Below are 15,420 nucleotides of genomic sequence, written 5' to 3'. Positions count from 1 at the left end.
CCTCTCTCTCCTTCTTCCCTCTTCTAGTCCTGTGCTGCTTTTCCCCCCCCCCCCCCCCCCCCCCCCCCCGCCGCGACAGGGGTGCGATGATCGTGCGAGGGGGCCCGAACAGCCCAGCCGCGCCGAGGAGGAGCATGGCCCCCGAGCAGCCGACCGGCGACCAGCCCGCGCGCGACCCGACCGCCGGCGCGCAGCCCACCGACGCGCAGCCCACCGACACCCAGACCGCGCGCGGCCAGACCACCGACACGCAGACCACCGACGCCCAGAGCACCGGTCGGCCGACCGGCACCGACCGGCTGGACCAGACCGCCGTCCGCGCGCTCACCGCCGTGCTCGGCGACGGCGAGGCGCACGACCTGCTCGCGCTGCTGGACGCTGCCGAGGCCGCCGTCCCGAGCGGGCTCCTCCCGCTGCTCTCCGACTACCGCCTGGTCCGCCAGATCCTGGACCGCGCCACCCTGGGCGTCGCCGTCCTCGACCCACAGCTGCGCTACCGCTACGTCAACCGCACCCTCGCCGAGATCAACGGCGTCCCGGCCGCCGAGCACACCGGCAAGCGGATCGGCGAGGTCGTCCCCGGCATCGACGTGGCCGCCGCCGAGAAGACGCTGCGCGCCGTGCTGGCCGACGGCGAGGCCCGCAGCCACACCGTCGAGGGCACCACCGCCTCCGGCCCGTCCGACGAGCTGCGCTGGTGGCACAACGCCTACCACCGGCTGGAGGATCCGGCGGGCGTCCCGGTCGGGGTGGTCGCGATGGTCCTGGAGATCACCGAGGACCGCCGGATCCGCGCGGCGCTGGACCGGGCCCGCACCCGGCTGGCGCTGCTGGACGAGGCGGCCACCCGGATCGGCACCACGCTCGACGTCCGCCAGGCCGCCCAGGAGCTCACCCGGCTGCTGGTCCCCCGGCTGGCCGACGCGGCCGCCGTGGACGTGCTGGAGCCCGACCACCACGGCGCGTTCCAGCACGGCCCGGACGCCGTCACGATGCGACGGCTCGCGCTCAGCACGGTGCCGGAACTGCTCGACGTCGGCCCGTACCTCGGCGCGGCGGGCGCGCTGCTCCGGCCGCTGACCAACTCCGCCGCCGCCCGCTGCATCGCCACCCAGGCGCCGGTCGTGATGAACTTCCCGACCGATGCCGAGGTCCGGGCGACCGTCGCCGATCCGCTGCGCCGGGCCCGCTACCGGCGGCTGGGCCTGCACTCGGCGGCGTTCGTGCCGCTCACGGCGGCCGAGCTGGTGATCGGCGTGGTGATCCTGGTGCGCGGCAGCGGCTCGCCGCCGTTCGACCAGGAGCAGGTCGCGCTGATGACCGAGCTGGCGGTCCGGGCCGGCTCCGGCATCAGCAACGCCCAGCGGTACTCGCACGAGCACGAGTCCGCGCTGGCCCTGCAACGCGCGCTGCTGGCCGAGCCGATGACCCCGCACGCGGACGTCGAGTGCGCCGGCCGCTACCTGCCCGCCGGTGCCAGCGCCGAGGTCGGCGGGGACTGGTACGACACCGTGGCACTGCCCGGCGGCGCGACCCTGCTGGTGGTCGGCGACGTGATGGGCCACGGGCTGGACGCGGCGGCGACGATGAGCGAGTACCGCTCGCTGGTGCGCGCGCTGGCGCTGCAGCGGCGCTCGCCGGCCGAGATCCTCCAGGAGGCCGAGCGGATCGTCGAGGCCCTGGAGCAGGAGCGGGTCGCGACCTGCCTGCTGGCGCTGGTCGAACCGGCGGCGGGCAGCTGCACGCTGGCCAGCGCCGGGCACCTGCCGGCGCTCCAGCTCGATCTGGACCGCCCGGGCGGCCGCCTGCTGGAGCTGCCGGTCGGCCCGCCGCTCGGCGCGGGCGGCGGCGGGTACCGGCAGCTGACGCTGCCGTTCGCGCCCGGCTCCACGCTGCTGCTCTACACCGACGGCCTGATCGAGCGCCGCGACCGGGACATCGAGGAGTCGCTGGCCGCACTCGGCGGGCTGCCGCTGGACCCGGCCGCGCCGCTGGAGCACCTGATCGACACGGCGCTGACCGGGCTGGCCGCCGGCCACGGCGAGGACGACGTCGCGCTGCTCGCGGCCCGGCTCAGGTATTGAGTTTCGGCCCGTTCCGCGATAGGTAATAGGTGCAGAGCCTATGCATCACTTACCGATGCATCAGTTACCCACCCGGGAGGGGACCCCATGACCGACACCATCACCGACACCGATGCCCGGACCATCGACGAGCGCGCGTACTGGGACGGCTGGCAGCGCAGCTGGGACCGCCAGCAGCAGTGGTACCTGCCCGACCGCGAGGAGCGGTTCCGGGTGATGCTCGACCTGGTCGAGGCGGTCGCCGGCCCGGCACCCCGGGTGCTCGACCTGGCCTGCGGCACCGGCAGCATCAGCGAGCGGCTGCTGGCCCGGCTGCCGCAGGCGACCAGCACCGGGGTGGACCTGGACCCGGCCCTGCTGGCGATCGCCGCCGGCCACTTCCAGGCCGAGCCGCGGCTCACCCTGGTCACCGCCGACCTGCGGGACACCTCGTGGACCGCCGCGCTGCCCGAGGGCCCGTTCGACGCCATCGTCACCGCGACCGCGCTGCACTGGCTGCAGACCGACGAGCTGCGCCGGCTCTACGGCGATCTGGCGGGCCTGCTCCGCCCGGGCGGCGTCTTCCTGAACGCCGACCACACCCCGCAGCCGCAGCTGCCCCTGCTCACCGCCGCCGAGCGCGAGCTGCGGCACCGCCGCCAGGAGCAGGACCGCGGCGCGGACGTGCTCGACTGGTCGCAGTGGTGGCAGAGCGCGGCGGCCGACCCGCGGCTCGCGGAGGCGGTCGCGGCCCGCTTCGAGATCTACGGCTCGCACGCGGACGGCGAGGCGCACCCGGCCGAGTGGCACAGCGAGCAGCTGGTCCGGGCCGGCTTCCGGGAGGCCGGGGTGGTCTGGCGTTCGGTCCAGGACTCCCTGGTCGCCGCCGTCCGCTGATCACACACCGAGCGCACGCCGACCGCCGACCGCCGACCGAGCGCACACCAGGCGCTGCCTCAGCCCCGGTCGGCGTTGTCGGTGCCCTCAGCGCGCTCGGCGCGCTCCGCGTGCTCGGCGCGCACCGCGTCCTCCGCCGCCGCGTCGGCTGCCCGGACCTCGGCCTCGACCTCCTCGGCCGGCCGGCGCACCAGCCGCCCGCCGTACTTCGCGGCGAGGGCGTCGGCGCTCTCCGGGTGCGTCTCGTGCAGCTCGACGATCAGCATGCTGCCGCCCTCGGCGAGTTCGCTGCTGTAGACGAGCAGGCCGGCGGCCGCGTCCTGGAAGTGCTTGAGCTCCGCGGCGCCGCCGAGCACGGTGCCGGCCGTCCAGCCGAGGAAGACGCCGAGCGGTCCGCCGAGCAGCCCGACCAGGCCGCCGAGCAGCCCACTGGCCACGGTCGGCCGGCCGGCGCCGTGCTGCCAGCTCTCAGGCGTGTCGAGCAGCCCCTCGGCCGAGCGGCGCAGCACCGCCGCCTGCCGCGCACCGGGCAGCTCCTTCGCCTCCTCGAACGCGGCGGCCGCGCCGTCGGGGCCGCTGAAGGTGATGAAGAGCATCACGTGCTGGTGCGGGTGCGGGTCCGGCATCTGCGGCTCCTCCATCGAACGACCCGAACGGCCTGAACGGTCTTTACCCGCACAGTAGGCGCTACGAGCTGACGTGACGTCAGCAGCGCACCCATCCGAGTGAACGGGTCGTGGTGGTGGAGCCGTCCGGCGCGGAGAATCGGACCATGTCGCTCAGAGCCGCGCTCTCCGTTCCCGTCCGCTACGGCTCGCTGCTCGCGGGCATGCTCCCGGTGCTGGCCTTCCCGGCCGCCGACCTGGAGGCGCTCGCCTGGGTCGGCCTGGTCCCCGGGCTGCTGCTGATGCAGCGCGCGCCGAGCGCCCGCGAGGCCGGCGTGCGCGGCTGGTGGTTCGGCACCGGGTTCGTGCTGGCCGCGATGTACTGGCTGCTGCCGACCGTCGGGCCCGGACTGCTGGTGATCGCGGTGCTGTTCGGCGCGCTGCAGAGCGCGGTCGGCGTGGCCGCCTGGTCGTTGCTGCGGCCGCCGCTGACGGCGGGCCGGGCACTGGCCGCGCTGGTGGTGCTGCCCTCGGTCTGGGTGGTCACCGAGTTCGCCCGCTCCTGGCAGGCGCTCGGCGGCCCGTGGGCGCTGCTCGGCGCGACGCAGTGGCGGCATCCGGCGGTGCTCGCGCTCGCCTCGGTGGGCGGGATCTGGCTGGTCAGCGCGGCCGTGGTGGCGGTCAACACGGCGGTGCTGCTGGTGCTGCTGGCCGAGCGCACCGCCGTCCGGGCCATCGGCGCGGCGGCCGCCGCGGGCACGCTGCTGGTCGGGCCGGCCGCCTTCGCGCTGCAGTCGGCACCGGCCACGGTGCGCACCGCGTCGATCGCGCTGGTGCAGCCCGGCCAGACCCCCGACGGCGCCGCCCGGGTGGACGCCTCCGCGCGGATCTCCGCCACGCTCGCGGGCAGCCGGCCCGACCTGATCGTCTGGGGCGAGAGCAGCGTCACCACCGACCTGGCCCGGGACACCCCCACGCTCACCCGGCTGCGCGCGCTCTCCGCCGCCGACGGCAGCGAACTGCTGGTGAACGAGGACGCCCGGAAGGCCGACGGGCACATCTCCAAGGACGCGGTGCTGATCGACCAGGACGGCATCCAGGCCAGGTACGCGAAGATGCGGCTGGTGCCGTTCGGCGAGTACATCCCGCTGCGCTGGGCGCTCGGCTGGCTCACCGGGATCAGCAAGGCCGCCGGTGAGAACCGCACGCCCGGCAAGAGCTTCCACCTCTTCGATCCGGTGGACCACAACGGGCAGGTGCTGCCGACCGGCGTGCTGATCTGCTTCGAATCGGCCTTCCCCGACATGTCCCGGACGGCTGCGGACCAGGGCGCGCAGCTGCTCGTCTACCAGTCCGCGACCTCGACCTTCCAGCACACCTGGGCGCCCGAGCAGCACGCCTCGCTCGGGGCACTGCGCGCCGCCGAGACCGGGCGGCCGGTCGTCCAGGCCGCGCTGACCGGCGCCTCGGTCGCCTTCGACGCGCAGGGCCGCCGGATCGCCCACTTCGGCACCGGCACCCACGGCGTGCTGAGCACCACGCTCGCACTGCCCGCCGGCGGGTACCGCACCTGGTACGACCGGATCGGCGACGTGGTGCCCTGGACGGCCGTCCTGGTCTCGCTCGGCGCGGCCGGATACGGGCTGCGCGGCATGCGGCGCCGCCGCCCGGGGGTGAGCGCCGAGCCGGTGGCCCAGCAGGAGCACGTGTAGCGGGCACAGCAGGCGCAGCAGGCACAGCGGGCGCAGCCCGTGAGCGCGGCCGCCGCAAGCACCCAGCACGTGCAGCGGCTCAGTCCGGCTCCCTGCGGGCCCGGCTCGGCTGCACCCGGGGCGGCTCGCCCGGCATCTTCGGGTGGTCCGGCGGGTAGGGCATCTCACCCAGCCCGTGCTCGTCGGCGTGCCGCTGCGCCAGCTCCAGCAGCGGCTCCAGCCCGAACGCGTGCTCGTGCAGCTCGGCGTACGGGTCGCCGCGCTCGGCGAGCCGGGCCGGCACGGTGCGCAATGTGAAGTCGGTCGGCACCACCCCGTCCAGCTCGTCCCAGTTCAGCGGGGTGGAGACGGTGGCCTCCGGGCGGGCCCGCAGCGAGTACGGCGAGGCGATCGTGCGGTCGCGGGCCATCTGGTTGTAGTCCACGAAGACCTTCTCGCCGCGCTCCTCCTTCCACCACGCGGTGGTGACCTGCTCGGGCATCCGGTGCTCCAACGCGCGACCGAGCGCGATCGCGCAGTGCCGCACCTCCTGGAAGCTCCAGCGCGGCTCGATCGGCACGTACACGTGCAGGCCGCGCCCGCCGGACGTCTTCGGCCAGCCGCGCAGCCCGTACTCGTCGAGCACCTCACGCAGCTGGTGGGCGGCCCGCACCGCGTCGTGGAAGTCGGTGCCGGGCTGCGGGTCGAGGTCGATCCGCAGCTCGTCCGGGCACTCGGTGTCGGCGCGGCGGACCGGCCAGGGGTGGAAGGTCAGGCAGCCGAGGTTGGCCGCCCAGACCACGGCGGCCGGCTCGGTCGGGCAGACCTCGTCGGCGGAGCGGCCGCTGGGGAAGTTGATCCGGGCGGTGGGCAGCCAGTCGGGCGTGTTCTTCGGCGCGCGCTTCTGGTAGAAGAACTCGCCGTCCACGCCGTCCGGGAACCGCTGCATCGTGGTCGGCCGCTCGCGCAGCCCGCGCAGCGCCGCCTCGGCGACCGCCTGGTAGTACTGCGCGACGTCCAGCTTGGTGTAGCCGGGGCCCGGGTAGTAGACCTTGCTCGGGTTGCTCACCCGGACGCTGCGCCCGCCGACCTGCAGTTCCACCGCTTCGCCCATGTCCCAACGCTAGGCCGGTGCGGTGGCCGGGGCACGCCGTGCGCGGCCGGGCGGGGTGACGCACCATCAGAGGCATGGAGCTTCCCGTGATGCCGCCGGTCGAGCCGATGCTGGCCAAGGCGGTGACCGCGATCCCCGAGGGCATGCAGTACGAGGCCAAGTGGGACGGGTTCCGCGCGATCGTCTTCCGCGACGGCGAGGAGGTGGAGATCGCCAGCCGCACCGGCAAGTCGCTCGCCCGGTACTTCCCCGAACTGCTGGACGCGCTGCGCGCCGAGCTGCCCGAGCGCTGCGTGCTGGACGGCGAGATCGTGCTGGCGCACGGCGGGCGGCTGCACTTCGAGGAGCTCCAGGAGCGGATCCACCCGGCGGCCTCCCGGGTGCGAAGGCTCGCCGTCGAGAGCCCGGCGAGCTTCGTCGCGTTCGACCTGCTCGCGCTCGGCGACCGGGCGCTCGCCGACCTGCCGCTCGTCGAGCGACGCTCGGTGCTGGTCTGGGCACTCGCCGAGGCCGGGCCCCGGGTGCACATCGCGCCCGCGACCACCGACCGGGCGGTCGCCGAGCGCTGGTTCACCCAGTTCGAGGGCGCCGGGGTGGACGGGATCATCGCCAAGCCGCTGGACGAGCCGTACCGGCCGGGCGTCCGCTCGATGTTCAAGATCAAGCACGGCCGGACCGCCGACTGCGTGGTGGCGGGCTACCGGGTGCACAAGGACGGGCAGGGCGTCGGCTCGCTGCTGCTCGGCCTGCACGACGCGGCGGGCGTGCTGCAGCACGTCGGGGTCTGCTCGTCCTTCACCGCGGCCAGACGGGCCGAGCTGACCGACCAGCTCGCGCCGTTGCGGATGACCGATGCGGCCGCGCACCCGTGGGCGGCCTGGACCGAGGAGTCCGCGCACGAGGCGAGCCGGATGCCCGGCGCGCCGAGCCGGTGGAGCGGCGGCAAGGATGCGCAATGGATCGCGCTCCGCCCTGAGCTCGTCTGCGAGGTCGCGTACGATCACATGGAAGGGACCAGGTTCCGCCACACCACGCGCTTCCAGCGGTGGCGCCCGGACCGGTCCCCGGAGAGTTGCGACTACGCCCAGTTGGAGGAGCCGGTCGGTTACGACCTGGCCGAACTGCTGGGCGGTCCGGGTTCTCCCGAGCGCTGAGTGCCCGAGAGACCCAGCCGCATCCGCTCCGGCTCCGAACCACCCGTGCGCGGGGGTGAAACCGGGGGCCGGCGCAACCGGGGGGCCAGTACAAGCCGGGGCCCGTACAAGCAGGGGCCCGTACAAGCAGGGGGCAGTGCAAGCGGGGGGCGGTCACCGAAAGGTCGAGGATCATGGTCCTCTCACGGCAGGAAGAGCGCGAGGCCCGGCGGATCGAGGCGCGGCTGGCAGCCGAGGATCCGGTCCTGGCCCGCAGATTCAGCCAGTGGCAGCGCAGCCGCGAGCGAGTCGCCGCGGCCGCCGCACTGGCGGCCGGGCGAGATATCGACGGCGCCGGCCTGCGCGAGCCGGCCGGCGGCCCCACCCGGCTGCGCAGGCTCTGGCACGAGCTGGTCCGCGGCCGGATCCCGCTGCCCTGAAGCCCGTCGTCAGACCAGCCGGAGCAGGCTTGGAAGCGCACTCCTCGGCTCCGTTTGGCACCATCGTTTCAGGGGACACACGCGGGGCCGAGAAGGTGAGAGCGGATGTCCAGTGACGCGATCGTGCTGCTGAAGCAGGACCACAAGGAACTGCGCAGGCTCTTCCGCGACTACCAGGCCGCCGCCGCCGGCAGCGCAGACGCAGCCGTCCGCGGCGAGCTCGCCGAGCACATCGTGCACGACCTGACCGTTCACTCGTACCTCGTCGACGAGGTGCTGTATCCGCAGGTCAGCGCGATGGTCCAGGACCCGGCGCACGAGGTGGTGAGCGGCTTCCGGTCGCACGCCCTGCTCGACCGGCTCTGCGAGGACCTGACCGCCCGCTCCCCGACCGACCCGGACTTCGACGCCCAGGTCACCGCACTGATCAGCGCAGCCGTCCGGCAGAGCGAGCAGGAGGAGCGGGACTGGTTCCCACTGCTGCGGGCCTCGTTCAACCGCCGGGAGCTCCAGGAGATCGGCGCCCGGCTGCTCGCGGTCCGCGAGACCGCGCCACGCCACCGCCCCGAACCGGCCCCCGACGCCCCTGCGCCCGCGCCGGCCCCTGCCGACGCCGATGCCCCTGCGCCTGCGCCTGCCGATACCCCTGCCCCCAGCGCCCCCGAAACGCCTGAGATCCCCCAGGCCCCCGCCGGCGAGCACCCGCCCACCGACCGTCCCGCACCCGACCATCCCGCCCCTGACCATCCCGTCACCCGATCGCAGTAGCCGGCGCACAGCGGCACTGCAGCGAGGAGGCACCGCCATGCGATCCCCCGCCACCCCGGACGGCGCAGCCGACGGCGTCGCCGCCGCAGACCTGCTCGGCGAGCGACTGCTGCACGAGCTGGAGCAGCTCCACCGCACCCGTCACGAGACGTTCCTGTACGGCTCCGACGAAGCGCTCCGGCACCACACCGAGCGCACCGCCGAGCTGGAGGCGGAGTACCTGCGCCGCTTCCCGACCCGGCTGGTCACCGCCGGGCGCACCCGCTCCGGCGCCCGCGCCCGGGAGACCGCCGCGCGCATCGAGGCGACCCCTCAGTAGCGCCCCGACCAGGCGCCCCGACCAGCAACCTCCAGCAATCCCCCAGCAACCGCACAGCAAGTGCACAGCAGCCACCCACGGCGGCCGCTCCGGCCCCGCCGGCACCCCCCGACCACGCATCACGGACGGTTCGTTCCCTGACGATCCGCCCGTGATGCCCATTTTTGGGCGCCCGATCTGCACCGGTCTGACCCATCCTCAACTGACTCGTACCCACCCCTGACGCTGACTCATGTCCCGCCCGACCGAGCCCCTGCCCCGGGCGCCACGGGGTGGCCTCCCGTCGTGTACCGTCACCGCTCTCAACATGCTCAAGATCCGGTCGGGTGCGACCCGGCCGGGAGCGGTGAGCCCCACATCACTGTGCACCTATGTCTCAGGGAGCTACCTCAGTGCACTACCCTCTGCGCCGGACCCTTCCGGCCCTGGCGGCGCTCGGCATAGCCGTGGCCACGCCGCTTGTCACCGCAGGCGCCGCGCACGCCGAAGACCGCGGCGTCTGCGACCGCGCTCAGATCTCGTTCTCCGTCGACGGTGGCGAGACCTGGATCAAGAGCGGGCGCCTCCCCGACGTCCACGGCACCTTCCAGGTCCGCCTCGACGGCGATGTCCAGGACGGCTGCGACTACAAGGTCTCGCTGGCCTCGTACGAGACCCAGGGCCCGTCCTGGGCGACCTCGGGCACCCAGACCTTCCTCGGCTGGGCGACCACGACGCTGAACAAGAAGCACAGCCAGGCGACGCTGGACGTCAGCGCCGAGCTGCCCAAGTGCTTCGGTCAGATCGACCTGTACAACGGCGACACGAAGTTCGACGGCAGCGACGCGGAGCACCCGTCGCCGCACTACCCGAACGCCGTCTTCCCGCACAACCTGATCACGGCGTGGAACGGCGGTGCGCCCTGCATCCCCGTCCCGCCGGGCCCGCCGACTCCGCCGGTCATCCCGGTGCCGCCGGTCAGCCCGAGCGCCAGCGCCAGCGCCACCTCGGGTCCGTCGGCCAGCGCCTCGGCCACCGCCCCCGCGCCGAGCACCTCGGCGAGCGGCCCGGCCGCCCCGTCGGGCACCCCGACCGGCAAGCCCACGCCGTCGGCGTCGGTCTCCGCCTCGGCTTCGGTCTCGGCCTCCGCCTCGGCCTCGACGTCGATGTCGGCCAAGCCGTCCGCCTCGGCCAGCGCTTCGGCGTCCACCGCCGGCGTGACGGTCACCGGCTCGGCGACCCCGTCGGCGGCCACCGCGGTCGACACCAGCGCGCCGATGGGCACCCCCGCCGTCCAGCCGGTCTCGACCAAGCCGGCGACCAGCCTGGCGTTCACGGGTAGCGATGGCGGTCAGATGATCGGCACCGCCGTGGGCGGCGCCGCGCTGCTCGCGCTCGGCATCGGCGGCGTGTTCTTCAGCCGTCGTCGTCGCACCTCGCGCGGCTGACGCAGTACCCCGGGCCGCAGCAGGCCCAACGGACGCCCGCGGTCCCCGGCCACCCGGCCGGAGACCGCGGGCGTCCGCACGTCCCGGCCCGACTGCCTCGGGCCTGACCACCCCGCGCCCGACTACCCTGCGCGCGACTCCCAGGCCTGCGGATCCCGGCCGAAGAAGCCCGCGAGCCGCTGCTGAGCGGTGGCGTTCGGCGACACCGCGACCTCGGGGCCGAAGACCTTGCCACTCGCCTCCTCGCCGCGGAACTCCGGTCGCAGGGCATGCTGCGCCCAGCCGAGCGCGACGCGCGCGAGCTCCTCGTCCAGCTCGGCCGACTGGCCGGTGGCGACGGACAGGTCCCAGGTGTGCATGGCGAGCTCGGCCAACTCCTGCTCCACCGGGGAGTGGGCTGTCGCGGAATGGCCCGCTGCGGAGTGGGCTGTCGCGGACCGGCCCGCCGGGGGCCCGGCCGGGTCCGCGTAGCCGGCCGCGCGCCAGGCCGCGAGCAGCTCGACGCCGCCGGCCTCGAACCGGGACGCCCAGTCGGGCCCGGCCGGCGCCGGAGTGGCCGCCCAGTCCGGCACGCCGCCCGCCGCGCGGACGGCGAACTTGTCCAGGTCGTCCACCAGGTGGTCGAGCAGCGTCGCGACGTCCCACGAACGGCACGGCGTCGGCAGCGCGGTCTGCTCGGGCCGGACGGCGACGATGGCGTTCGTCGTCTGGTCGAGCGCGCGAACGAGCAGGGTCAGCGGATCGGTGGCCGCGGTCATGTCTGTGATTTTAGGTGGTATCCGACCGATCCCGCCTGATCAACGGGCGGCTTCCCGCACGTCGGTGGCTGCGGCGGGGGCGCGGCCGCCGCCCCCGCCGCGGACCTCCAGGCCGGCCAGCAGCTCCGCGGTGGCCGCCGCGACGGCGGCCACCGCCTGCTCGAAGACCAGCCGGTTGTGCGCGGCGGGGGCCCGGAACCCCGAGACCTTGCGGACGTACTGCAGCGCCGCCGCGTGGACGTCGTCCTCGGTCACCTCGGGCGTCACGGGCGGGCGGAGGGTCTTGATGCTTCGGCACATGCTCCAAGTCTGCACCCACCGCCGGCCACCGCCCGCACCCGCTCGGGCACGGACAGGAACGCACAGGCACGCACAGGCACGCACGCCACCCGATCGCCGGCCTCAGGTCGTGTAGCCCGAGTTCAACTCCACGTAGCCAGGCGTCAGATCACACCCGTAGACGGTGAACTCCGCATCCCCCAGACCGAGATCGATCGCGATCAGCACCTCGTCCCCGGACAGGTAGCGGCGCGCTTCGGCCAGCCGCTGCTCGCTCAGCTTCTCCGGGAACATCGCCAACTCGCCGTACCGGATGGCGATCTTCGCCGGATCGAGGTCGGCGTCGTCGTCCAGCTTGCCGATCGCCATCGCCACCCGGCCCCAGTTGGGGTCGGCGCCGTGCACGGAGGTCTTCACCAGCGGCGAGTTGACCACCGCCTTGCCGACCCGCTTCGCCTGGGCCGCATCCCGTGCGCCGGTGACCCGCACCTCGATCAGCTTCGATGCCCCTTCGCCGTCCGAGGCGATGTCCCGGACCAGGGCCAACGCGGCCTGGTAGAGCACCTCTTCGAACTCGACCGGATCGACGGGACCGGCCTGCCCGTTGGCGAAGACCGCGGCCGTGTCACTGGTCGAGGTGTCGGTGTCGATGCTGAGCGCGTTGAAGGTGCGGTCGGTCACCCGCCGGAAGACGGCGTCGAGTTCGGCGGCCGGCAGCTCGGCGTCGGTGAAGAAGAAGGTCAGCAGCGTGGCCATGTTCGGCTCGATCATCCCGACCCCCTTCGCGATGCCGACCACCACGGCCGGGCCGCAGCGCAGCCGGACCGACTTCGGGCGGGTGTCAGTGGTCATGATCGCGGCGGCCGCCGCCCCGAAGTCGGCCGCTGCCAGCGGCGCGGGAATCCCCGCGATGCCGGCCCTGATCGACTCGATCGGGTACGGACGCCCGATCACGCCGGTCGAGCCGATCACCAGCTGCTCGGACGCCACGCCGGCCTTCTCGGCGGCCAGCCGGCGGATCTCCTCGGCGTGCCGGGCACCCTCACGCCCCGTCGCCACATTGGCGTTTCGGGAGATCACCACCATGCCCCGGGCATCCTGCCGCCCGGCATCCGCCCGGCTGAGCACAACACTCGGCCCGGCGAACCGTGAGCGGGTGAAGACGGCGGCCGAGACGGCCGGACCGTCGGAGACGACCAGCGCGAAATCGTCCGCGTCGTCCTTGAGCCCCATGTTCGCCGTGTAGGACCGGAAACCGCGCGGCATCAGCAGATCCATCACACCAACCCCCTGAATACATATACCGTTGAGCGCATACAGTATCAGTGCGTTGCCTCGCTGCCCATGCCCCGGGCTGCGCGTGGCACCGCCCGGGCCGAGCATGGAGGCATGCTGCTGGCCGAGGTCGCCCGGACATCCCGCGAGGTCGCCGCGACCTCCGCGCGCTCGCGCAAGACCGCACTGCTCGCCGAACTGTTCCGGGCCACCGAGCCGGCCGAGGCGGCCGTCGTGATCACCTACCTGGCCGGCCGGCTGCCGCAGCGGCGAATCGGCATCGGCTGGAGCACGCTCAGCGCCCCGGTTCCGCCCGCCGCCGAGCCCTCGCTGACGGTCCACCAGGTGCACACCGCGCTCGGCGAACTGGCCACCGTCGCCGGCCCCGGCGCGCAGGCCGAGCGGCGCGAGCGGCTCGGCGCGCTGCTCGCCGCCGCGACCGCGCCGGAGCAGGAGTTCCTGATCCGGCTGATCGGTGGCGAGGTCCGCCAGGGCGCGCTCGACGCACTCGCCATCGACGGCCTGGCGGCGGCCACGGACGCCCGGCCCGAGGAGGTGCGCCGGGCGGTGATGCTCGGCGGCACGCTCGGCGCGGTCGCCGAAGCGCTGCTGACCGGCGGGCCGGCCGCCCTGGCGGACTTCCGGCTGACGGTGGGCCGGCCGGTGCTGCCGATGCTCGCGCACACCGCCGCCGGCGTCGAGGAGGCACTGGACCGGCTCGGCCCGTGTGCGGTGGAGGAGAAGCTGGACGGCATCCGGATCCAGGTGCACCGCGACGGCCCGAGCGTGCGGGTCTACACCCGCACGCTGGACGAGATCACCGAGCGGATGCCGGAGGTGGTCGCGGTGGTCCTGGCACTGCCCGCCGACCAGGCGGTGCTGGACGGCGAGGTGATCGCACTCGACCACGAGGGCCGGCCGCGCTCGTTCCAGCGGATCGCCGGCCGGGTCGGCTCCCGGCTGAACGTCCCGGGGGCCCGCGCCGAGCTGCCCCTCTCCCCCGTCTTCTTCGATCTGCTCGCGCTGGACGGGCGCGACCTGCTGGACCTGCCGACCGAGCAGCGGCACGCCATGCTGGCCCGGCTGGTACCGGAGCCGCTGCGGGTGCGCCGCTTCGTCGCCGCCGAACCGGCGGATCCGGTCGCCCGGCGGGAGGCAGTCGAGTTCGGCGCACGGGCACTGGAGCGCGGACAGGAGGGCGTGGTCGTGAAGGCGCTGGACGCCCCGTACACGGCGGGCCGGCGCGGCACGTCCTGGCTGAAGGTCAAGCCGGTGCACACGCTCGACCTCGTCGTACTGGCCTGCGAGTGGGGCCACGGCCGCCGGGCCGGGCTGCTCTCCAACCTGCACCTGGGCGCGCGGCAGCCGGACGGCGGCTTCGCGATGCTCGGCAAGACCTTCAAGGGGATGACCGACCAGCTGCTCGCCTGGCAGACCGAGCGGCTGCAGGAGCTGGCCGTCAGCCACGAGCCGTGGGGTGTCGTGGTGCGGCCCGAGCTGGTCGTCGAGATCGCCTTCGACGGCGTGCAGAGCTCCACCCGCTACCCCGCCGGTGTCACGCTGCGCTTCGCCCGGGTGCTGCGCTACCGCGAGGAGAAGCCGGCCGACGAGGCGGACACGGTCGAGGCGGTCCAGGCGCTGCTGCGCGGCGACTGAGCCGGGCCCGCCCCCAACCGAGCCGGGCCGGCGCTCAGCGGACGGTGACCACGACTGCGTACGGTGACGCCGTGATAACGATCCGGCGGCAGAAAACGGGGCAGGGGCGGCGAATCCCGGCAATCGATCTTGCCATTGGCTTTGCGACCTGCTCCGATGTAACTTTTGCAGGACCATCCAGGAGAAGAAACGACAACATGCCGGACGCACCGACCGAGTACCTCGATCCCGCCGTCGGCATGGTCGTCCTCCCGTTGCGCACGGCACACCCGGTCGATCCGGGCCCCGGGGTGACGCCGTGACCTGCGCAGCGCTGCGCTCCGAGAGCCGGATGCCGATGGCGGCCCGCCGCACCGCCGCCGCCGAGGCGGCCGACTGACCGGCGGCCCCGGGGAATTTCGCGGCTCCCCGTCACCGTCACCCGGATGCGCACTGCCGACACCGCGCCGACAGGGCAAGCTGGCACAGATCCCCGATCCCCGCCGCGATCCGGTCGGCCGATCGACCCGGCCGGCCCACCGTCCGGCTGACAGAGCGACAGACTGACCGGCCGACCGGCGGGCCGACCGATAGACAGACCGACGTACCGATGTACCGTCCTACCGACTTACCGACCGACGAGAAGGCAGAACCGTGGCAACCGACTACGACGCCCCGCGCAACACCAGCGACGACACGACCGACGAGAGCATCGAGGAGCTGAAGGGCCGACGCGACGACAAGCAGGGCTCGGCGGTCGACCTCGACGCCGAGGCGGTCGAAGGGATCGAGCTCCCGGGCGCCGACCTGTCGGGCGAGGAACTCACCGTCCGGGTCGTGCCGCTCCAGCAGGACGAGTTCACCTGCATGACCTGCTTCCTGGTGCACCACCGCACCCAGCTGGCCGGCGAGGACAAGAACGGCCAGCCGATCTGCCGCGACTGCGCCGGCACCGCCTGACGTACGCCCTGACGCGCTGACGCCCTGGCCCCGACCCGCGACGGGTCCGGGCTCGG

15 protein-coding genes are annotated in these 15,420 nt (G+C 73.9%); 10 read left to right on the top strand and 5 right to left on the bottom strand.

The genetic code is table 11. From position 1 onward, the window contains the following. The first annotated feature begins 134 nt into the window (after nt 1–134). Both AC060L_RS25435 and AC060L_RS25430 read left to right on the top strand, forming a co-directional pair. On the top strand, nt 135–2,084 hold the full coding sequence (locus AC060L_RS25435; RefSeq protein ID WP_483801227.1) for a SpoIIE family protein phosphatase: 1,950 nt from the start codon (nt 135–137) through the stop codon (nt 2,082–2,084). A gap of 87 nt (nt 2,085–2,171) precedes the next feature. Beyond that, nucleotides 2,172–2,960 (top strand): class I SAM-dependent methyltransferase, encoded by a 789-nt coding sequence (locus AC060L_RS25430; protein ID WP_483801226.1) that lies wholly within the window; start codon nt 2,172–2,174, stop codon nt 2,958–2,960. Nucleotides 2,961–3,019: 59 nt separating this feature from the next. On the opposite strand, the gene AC060L_RS25425 is transcribed toward AC060L_RS25430, so the two are convergent. After that, nucleotides 3,020–3,586 carry a histidine kinase gene (locus AC060L_RS25425; protein ID WP_483801225.1) on the bottom strand — a complete coding sequence of 189 codons (567 nt, stop codon included), beginning with the start codon at nt 3,584–3,586 and terminating at the stop codon, nt 3,020–3,022. A 146-nt stretch (nt 3,587–3,732) separates the two neighbouring features. Between AC060L_RS25425 and lnt the strand changes: the two genes are divergently transcribed. Beyond that, entirely contained in the window at nt 3,733–5,277 is a 1,545-nt protein-coding gene (lnt, locus tag AC060L_RS25420) for an apolipoprotein N-acyltransferase (protein ID WP_483801224.1), read from the top strand. 79 nt (nt 5,278–5,356) lie between these two features. Here the strand turns inward: lnt and ligD are convergent, their stop codons facing one another. Further along, the gene (ligD, locus tag AC060L_RS25415; protein ID WP_483801223.1) at nt 5,357–6,370 is read right to left on the bottom strand and encodes a non-homologous end-joining DNA ligase; all 1,014 of its coding nucleotides are present in this window, start codon (nt 6,368–6,370) and stop codon (nt 5,357–5,359) included. A 74-nt stretch (nt 6,371–6,444) separates the two neighbouring features. On the opposite strand from ligD, the gene AC060L_RS25410 reads away from it, so the two are divergent. The 5 genes from AC060L_RS25410 to AC060L_RS25390 all read left to right on the top strand — a co-directional run bounded on the left by AC060L_RS25410 (nt 6,445) and on the right by AC060L_RS25390 (nt 10,457). Then, a complete protein-coding gene (locus AC060L_RS25410; protein ID WP_483801222.1) occupies nt 6,445–7,524 on the top strand; it encodes an ATP-dependent DNA ligase in 1,080 nt (359 codons plus the stop codon). Between the two features lie 173 nt (nt 7,525–7,697). Further along, the gene (locus AC060L_RS25405) at nt 7,698–7,943 is read left to right on the top strand and encodes a DUF3040 domain-containing protein (protein ID WP_483801221.1); all 246 of its coding nucleotides are present in this window, start codon (nt 7,698–7,700) and stop codon (nt 7,941–7,943) included. A 105-nt stretch (nt 7,944–8,048) separates the two neighbouring features. Then, nucleotides 8,049–8,711, top strand: a complete 663-nt coding sequence (locus AC060L_RS25400; protein ID WP_483801220.1) for a hemerythrin domain-containing protein — start codon at nt 8,049–8,051, stop codon at nt 8,709–8,711. Nucleotides 8,712–8,748: 37 nt separating this feature from the next. Next, on the top strand, nt 8,749–9,030 hold the full coding sequence (locus AC060L_RS25395; RefSeq protein ID WP_483801219.1) for a DUF6158 family protein: 282 nt from the start codon (nt 8,749–8,751) through the stop codon (nt 9,028–9,030). A gap of 392 nt (nt 9,031–9,422) precedes the next feature. Next, nucleotides 9,423–10,457 carry an LAETG motif-containing sortase-dependent surface protein gene (locus AC060L_RS25390; RefSeq protein WP_483801218.1) on the top strand — a complete coding sequence of 345 codons (1,035 nt, stop codon included), beginning with the start codon at nt 9,423–9,425 and terminating at the stop codon, nt 10,455–10,457. Nucleotides 10,458–10,579: 122 nt separating this feature from the next. Here the strand turns inward: AC060L_RS25390 and AC060L_RS25385 are convergent, their stop codons facing one another. From AC060L_RS25385 to argJ, 3 genes are all read right to left on the bottom strand, one after another. Beyond that, nucleotides 10,580–11,215 carry a TIGR03086 family metal-binding protein gene (locus tag AC060L_RS25385; RefSeq protein ID WP_483801217.1) on the bottom strand — a complete coding sequence of 212 codons (636 nt, stop codon included), beginning with the start codon at nt 11,213–11,215 and terminating at the stop codon, nt 10,580–10,582. A 39-nt stretch (nt 11,216–11,254) separates the two neighbouring features. After that, on the bottom strand, nt 11,255–11,515 hold the full coding sequence (locus AC060L_RS25380; RefSeq protein ID WP_483801216.1) for a DUF2277 family protein: 261 nt from the start codon (nt 11,513–11,515) through the stop codon (nt 11,255–11,257). Nucleotides 11,516–11,617: 102 nt separating this feature from the next. Beyond that, nucleotides 11,618–12,772, bottom strand: a complete 1,155-nt coding sequence (gene argJ / locus AC060L_RS25375) for a bifunctional glutamate N-acetyltransferase/amino-acid acetyltransferase ArgJ (protein ID WP_483801279.1) — start codon at nt 12,770–12,772, stop codon at nt 11,618–11,620. Nucleotides 12,773–12,883: 111 nt separating this feature from the next. Between argJ and AC060L_RS25370 the strand changes: the two genes are divergently transcribed. Continuing rightward, the gene (locus AC060L_RS25370) at nt 12,884–14,425 is read left to right on the top strand and encodes an ATP-dependent DNA ligase (protein ID WP_483801215.1); all 1,542 of its coding nucleotides are present in this window, start codon (nt 12,884–12,886) and stop codon (nt 14,423–14,425) included. 633 nt (nt 14,426–15,058) lie between these two features. After that, nucleotides 15,059–15,364, top strand: coding sequence for a DUF4193 domain-containing protein (locus tag AC060L_RS25365; protein ID WP_483801214.1), 306 nt, complete (start codon nt 15,059–15,061; stop codon nt 15,362–15,364). The last annotated feature ends 56 nt before the right edge of the window (nt 15,365–15,420 follow it).

The sequence above is a fragment of the Kitasatospora sp. NEAU-69 genome, assembly GCF_057158765.1.
The sequence above is the reverse complement of the archived record's forward strand: the minus strand, read 5'-3'. Positions and strand labels throughout refer to the sequence as shown.

Coding starts and splice junctions, on each gene's coding strand:
- AC060L_RS25370 (WP_483801215.1), top strand. CDS start 12,884: ATGCTGCTGGCCGAGGTCGCCCGGACATCCCGCGAGGTCGCCGCGACC.
- AC060L_RS25395 (WP_483801219.1), top strand. CDS start 8,749: ATGCGATCCCCCGCCACCCCGGACGGCGCAGCCGACGGCGTCGCCGCC.
- AC060L_RS25400 (WP_483801220.1), top strand. CDS start 8,049: ATGTCCAGTGACGCGATCGTGCTGCTGAAGCAGGACCACAAGGAACTG.
- AC060L_RS25385 (WP_483801217.1), bottom strand. CDS start 11,215: ATGACCGCGGCCACCGATCCGCTGACCCTGCTCGTTCGCGCGCTCGAC.
- AC060L_RS25435 (WP_483801227.1), top strand. CDS start 135: ATGGCCCCCGAGCAGCCGACCGGCGACCAGCCCGCGCGCGACCCGACC.
- ligD (WP_483801223.1), bottom strand. CDS start 6,370: ATGGGCGAAGCGGTGGAACTGCAGGTCGGCGGGCGCAGCGTCCGGGTG.
- lnt (WP_483801224.1), top strand. CDS start 3,733: ATGTCGCTCAGAGCCGCGCTCTCCGTTCCCGTCCGCTACGGCTCGCTG.
- argJ (WP_483801279.1), bottom strand. CDS start 12,772: ATGGATCTGCTGATGCCGCGCGGTTTCCGGTCCTACACGGCGAACATG.
- AC060L_RS25405 (WP_483801221.1), top strand. CDS start 7,698: ATGGTCCTCTCACGGCAGGAAGAGCGCGAGGCCCGGCGGATCGAGGCG.
- AC060L_RS25380 (WP_483801216.1), bottom strand. CDS start 11,515: ATGTGCCGAAGCATCAAGACCCTCCGCCCGCCCGTGACGCCCGAGGTG.
- AC060L_RS25410 (WP_483801222.1), top strand. CDS start 6,445: ATGGAGCTTCCCGTGATGCCGCCGGTCGAGCCGATGCTGGCCAAGGCG.
- AC060L_RS25425 (WP_483801225.1), bottom strand. CDS start 3,586: ATGCCGGACCCGCACCCGCACCAGCACGTGATGCTCTTCATCACCTTC.
- AC060L_RS25430 (WP_483801226.1), top strand. CDS start 2,172: ATGACCGACACCATCACCGACACCGATGCCCGGACCATCGACGAGCGC.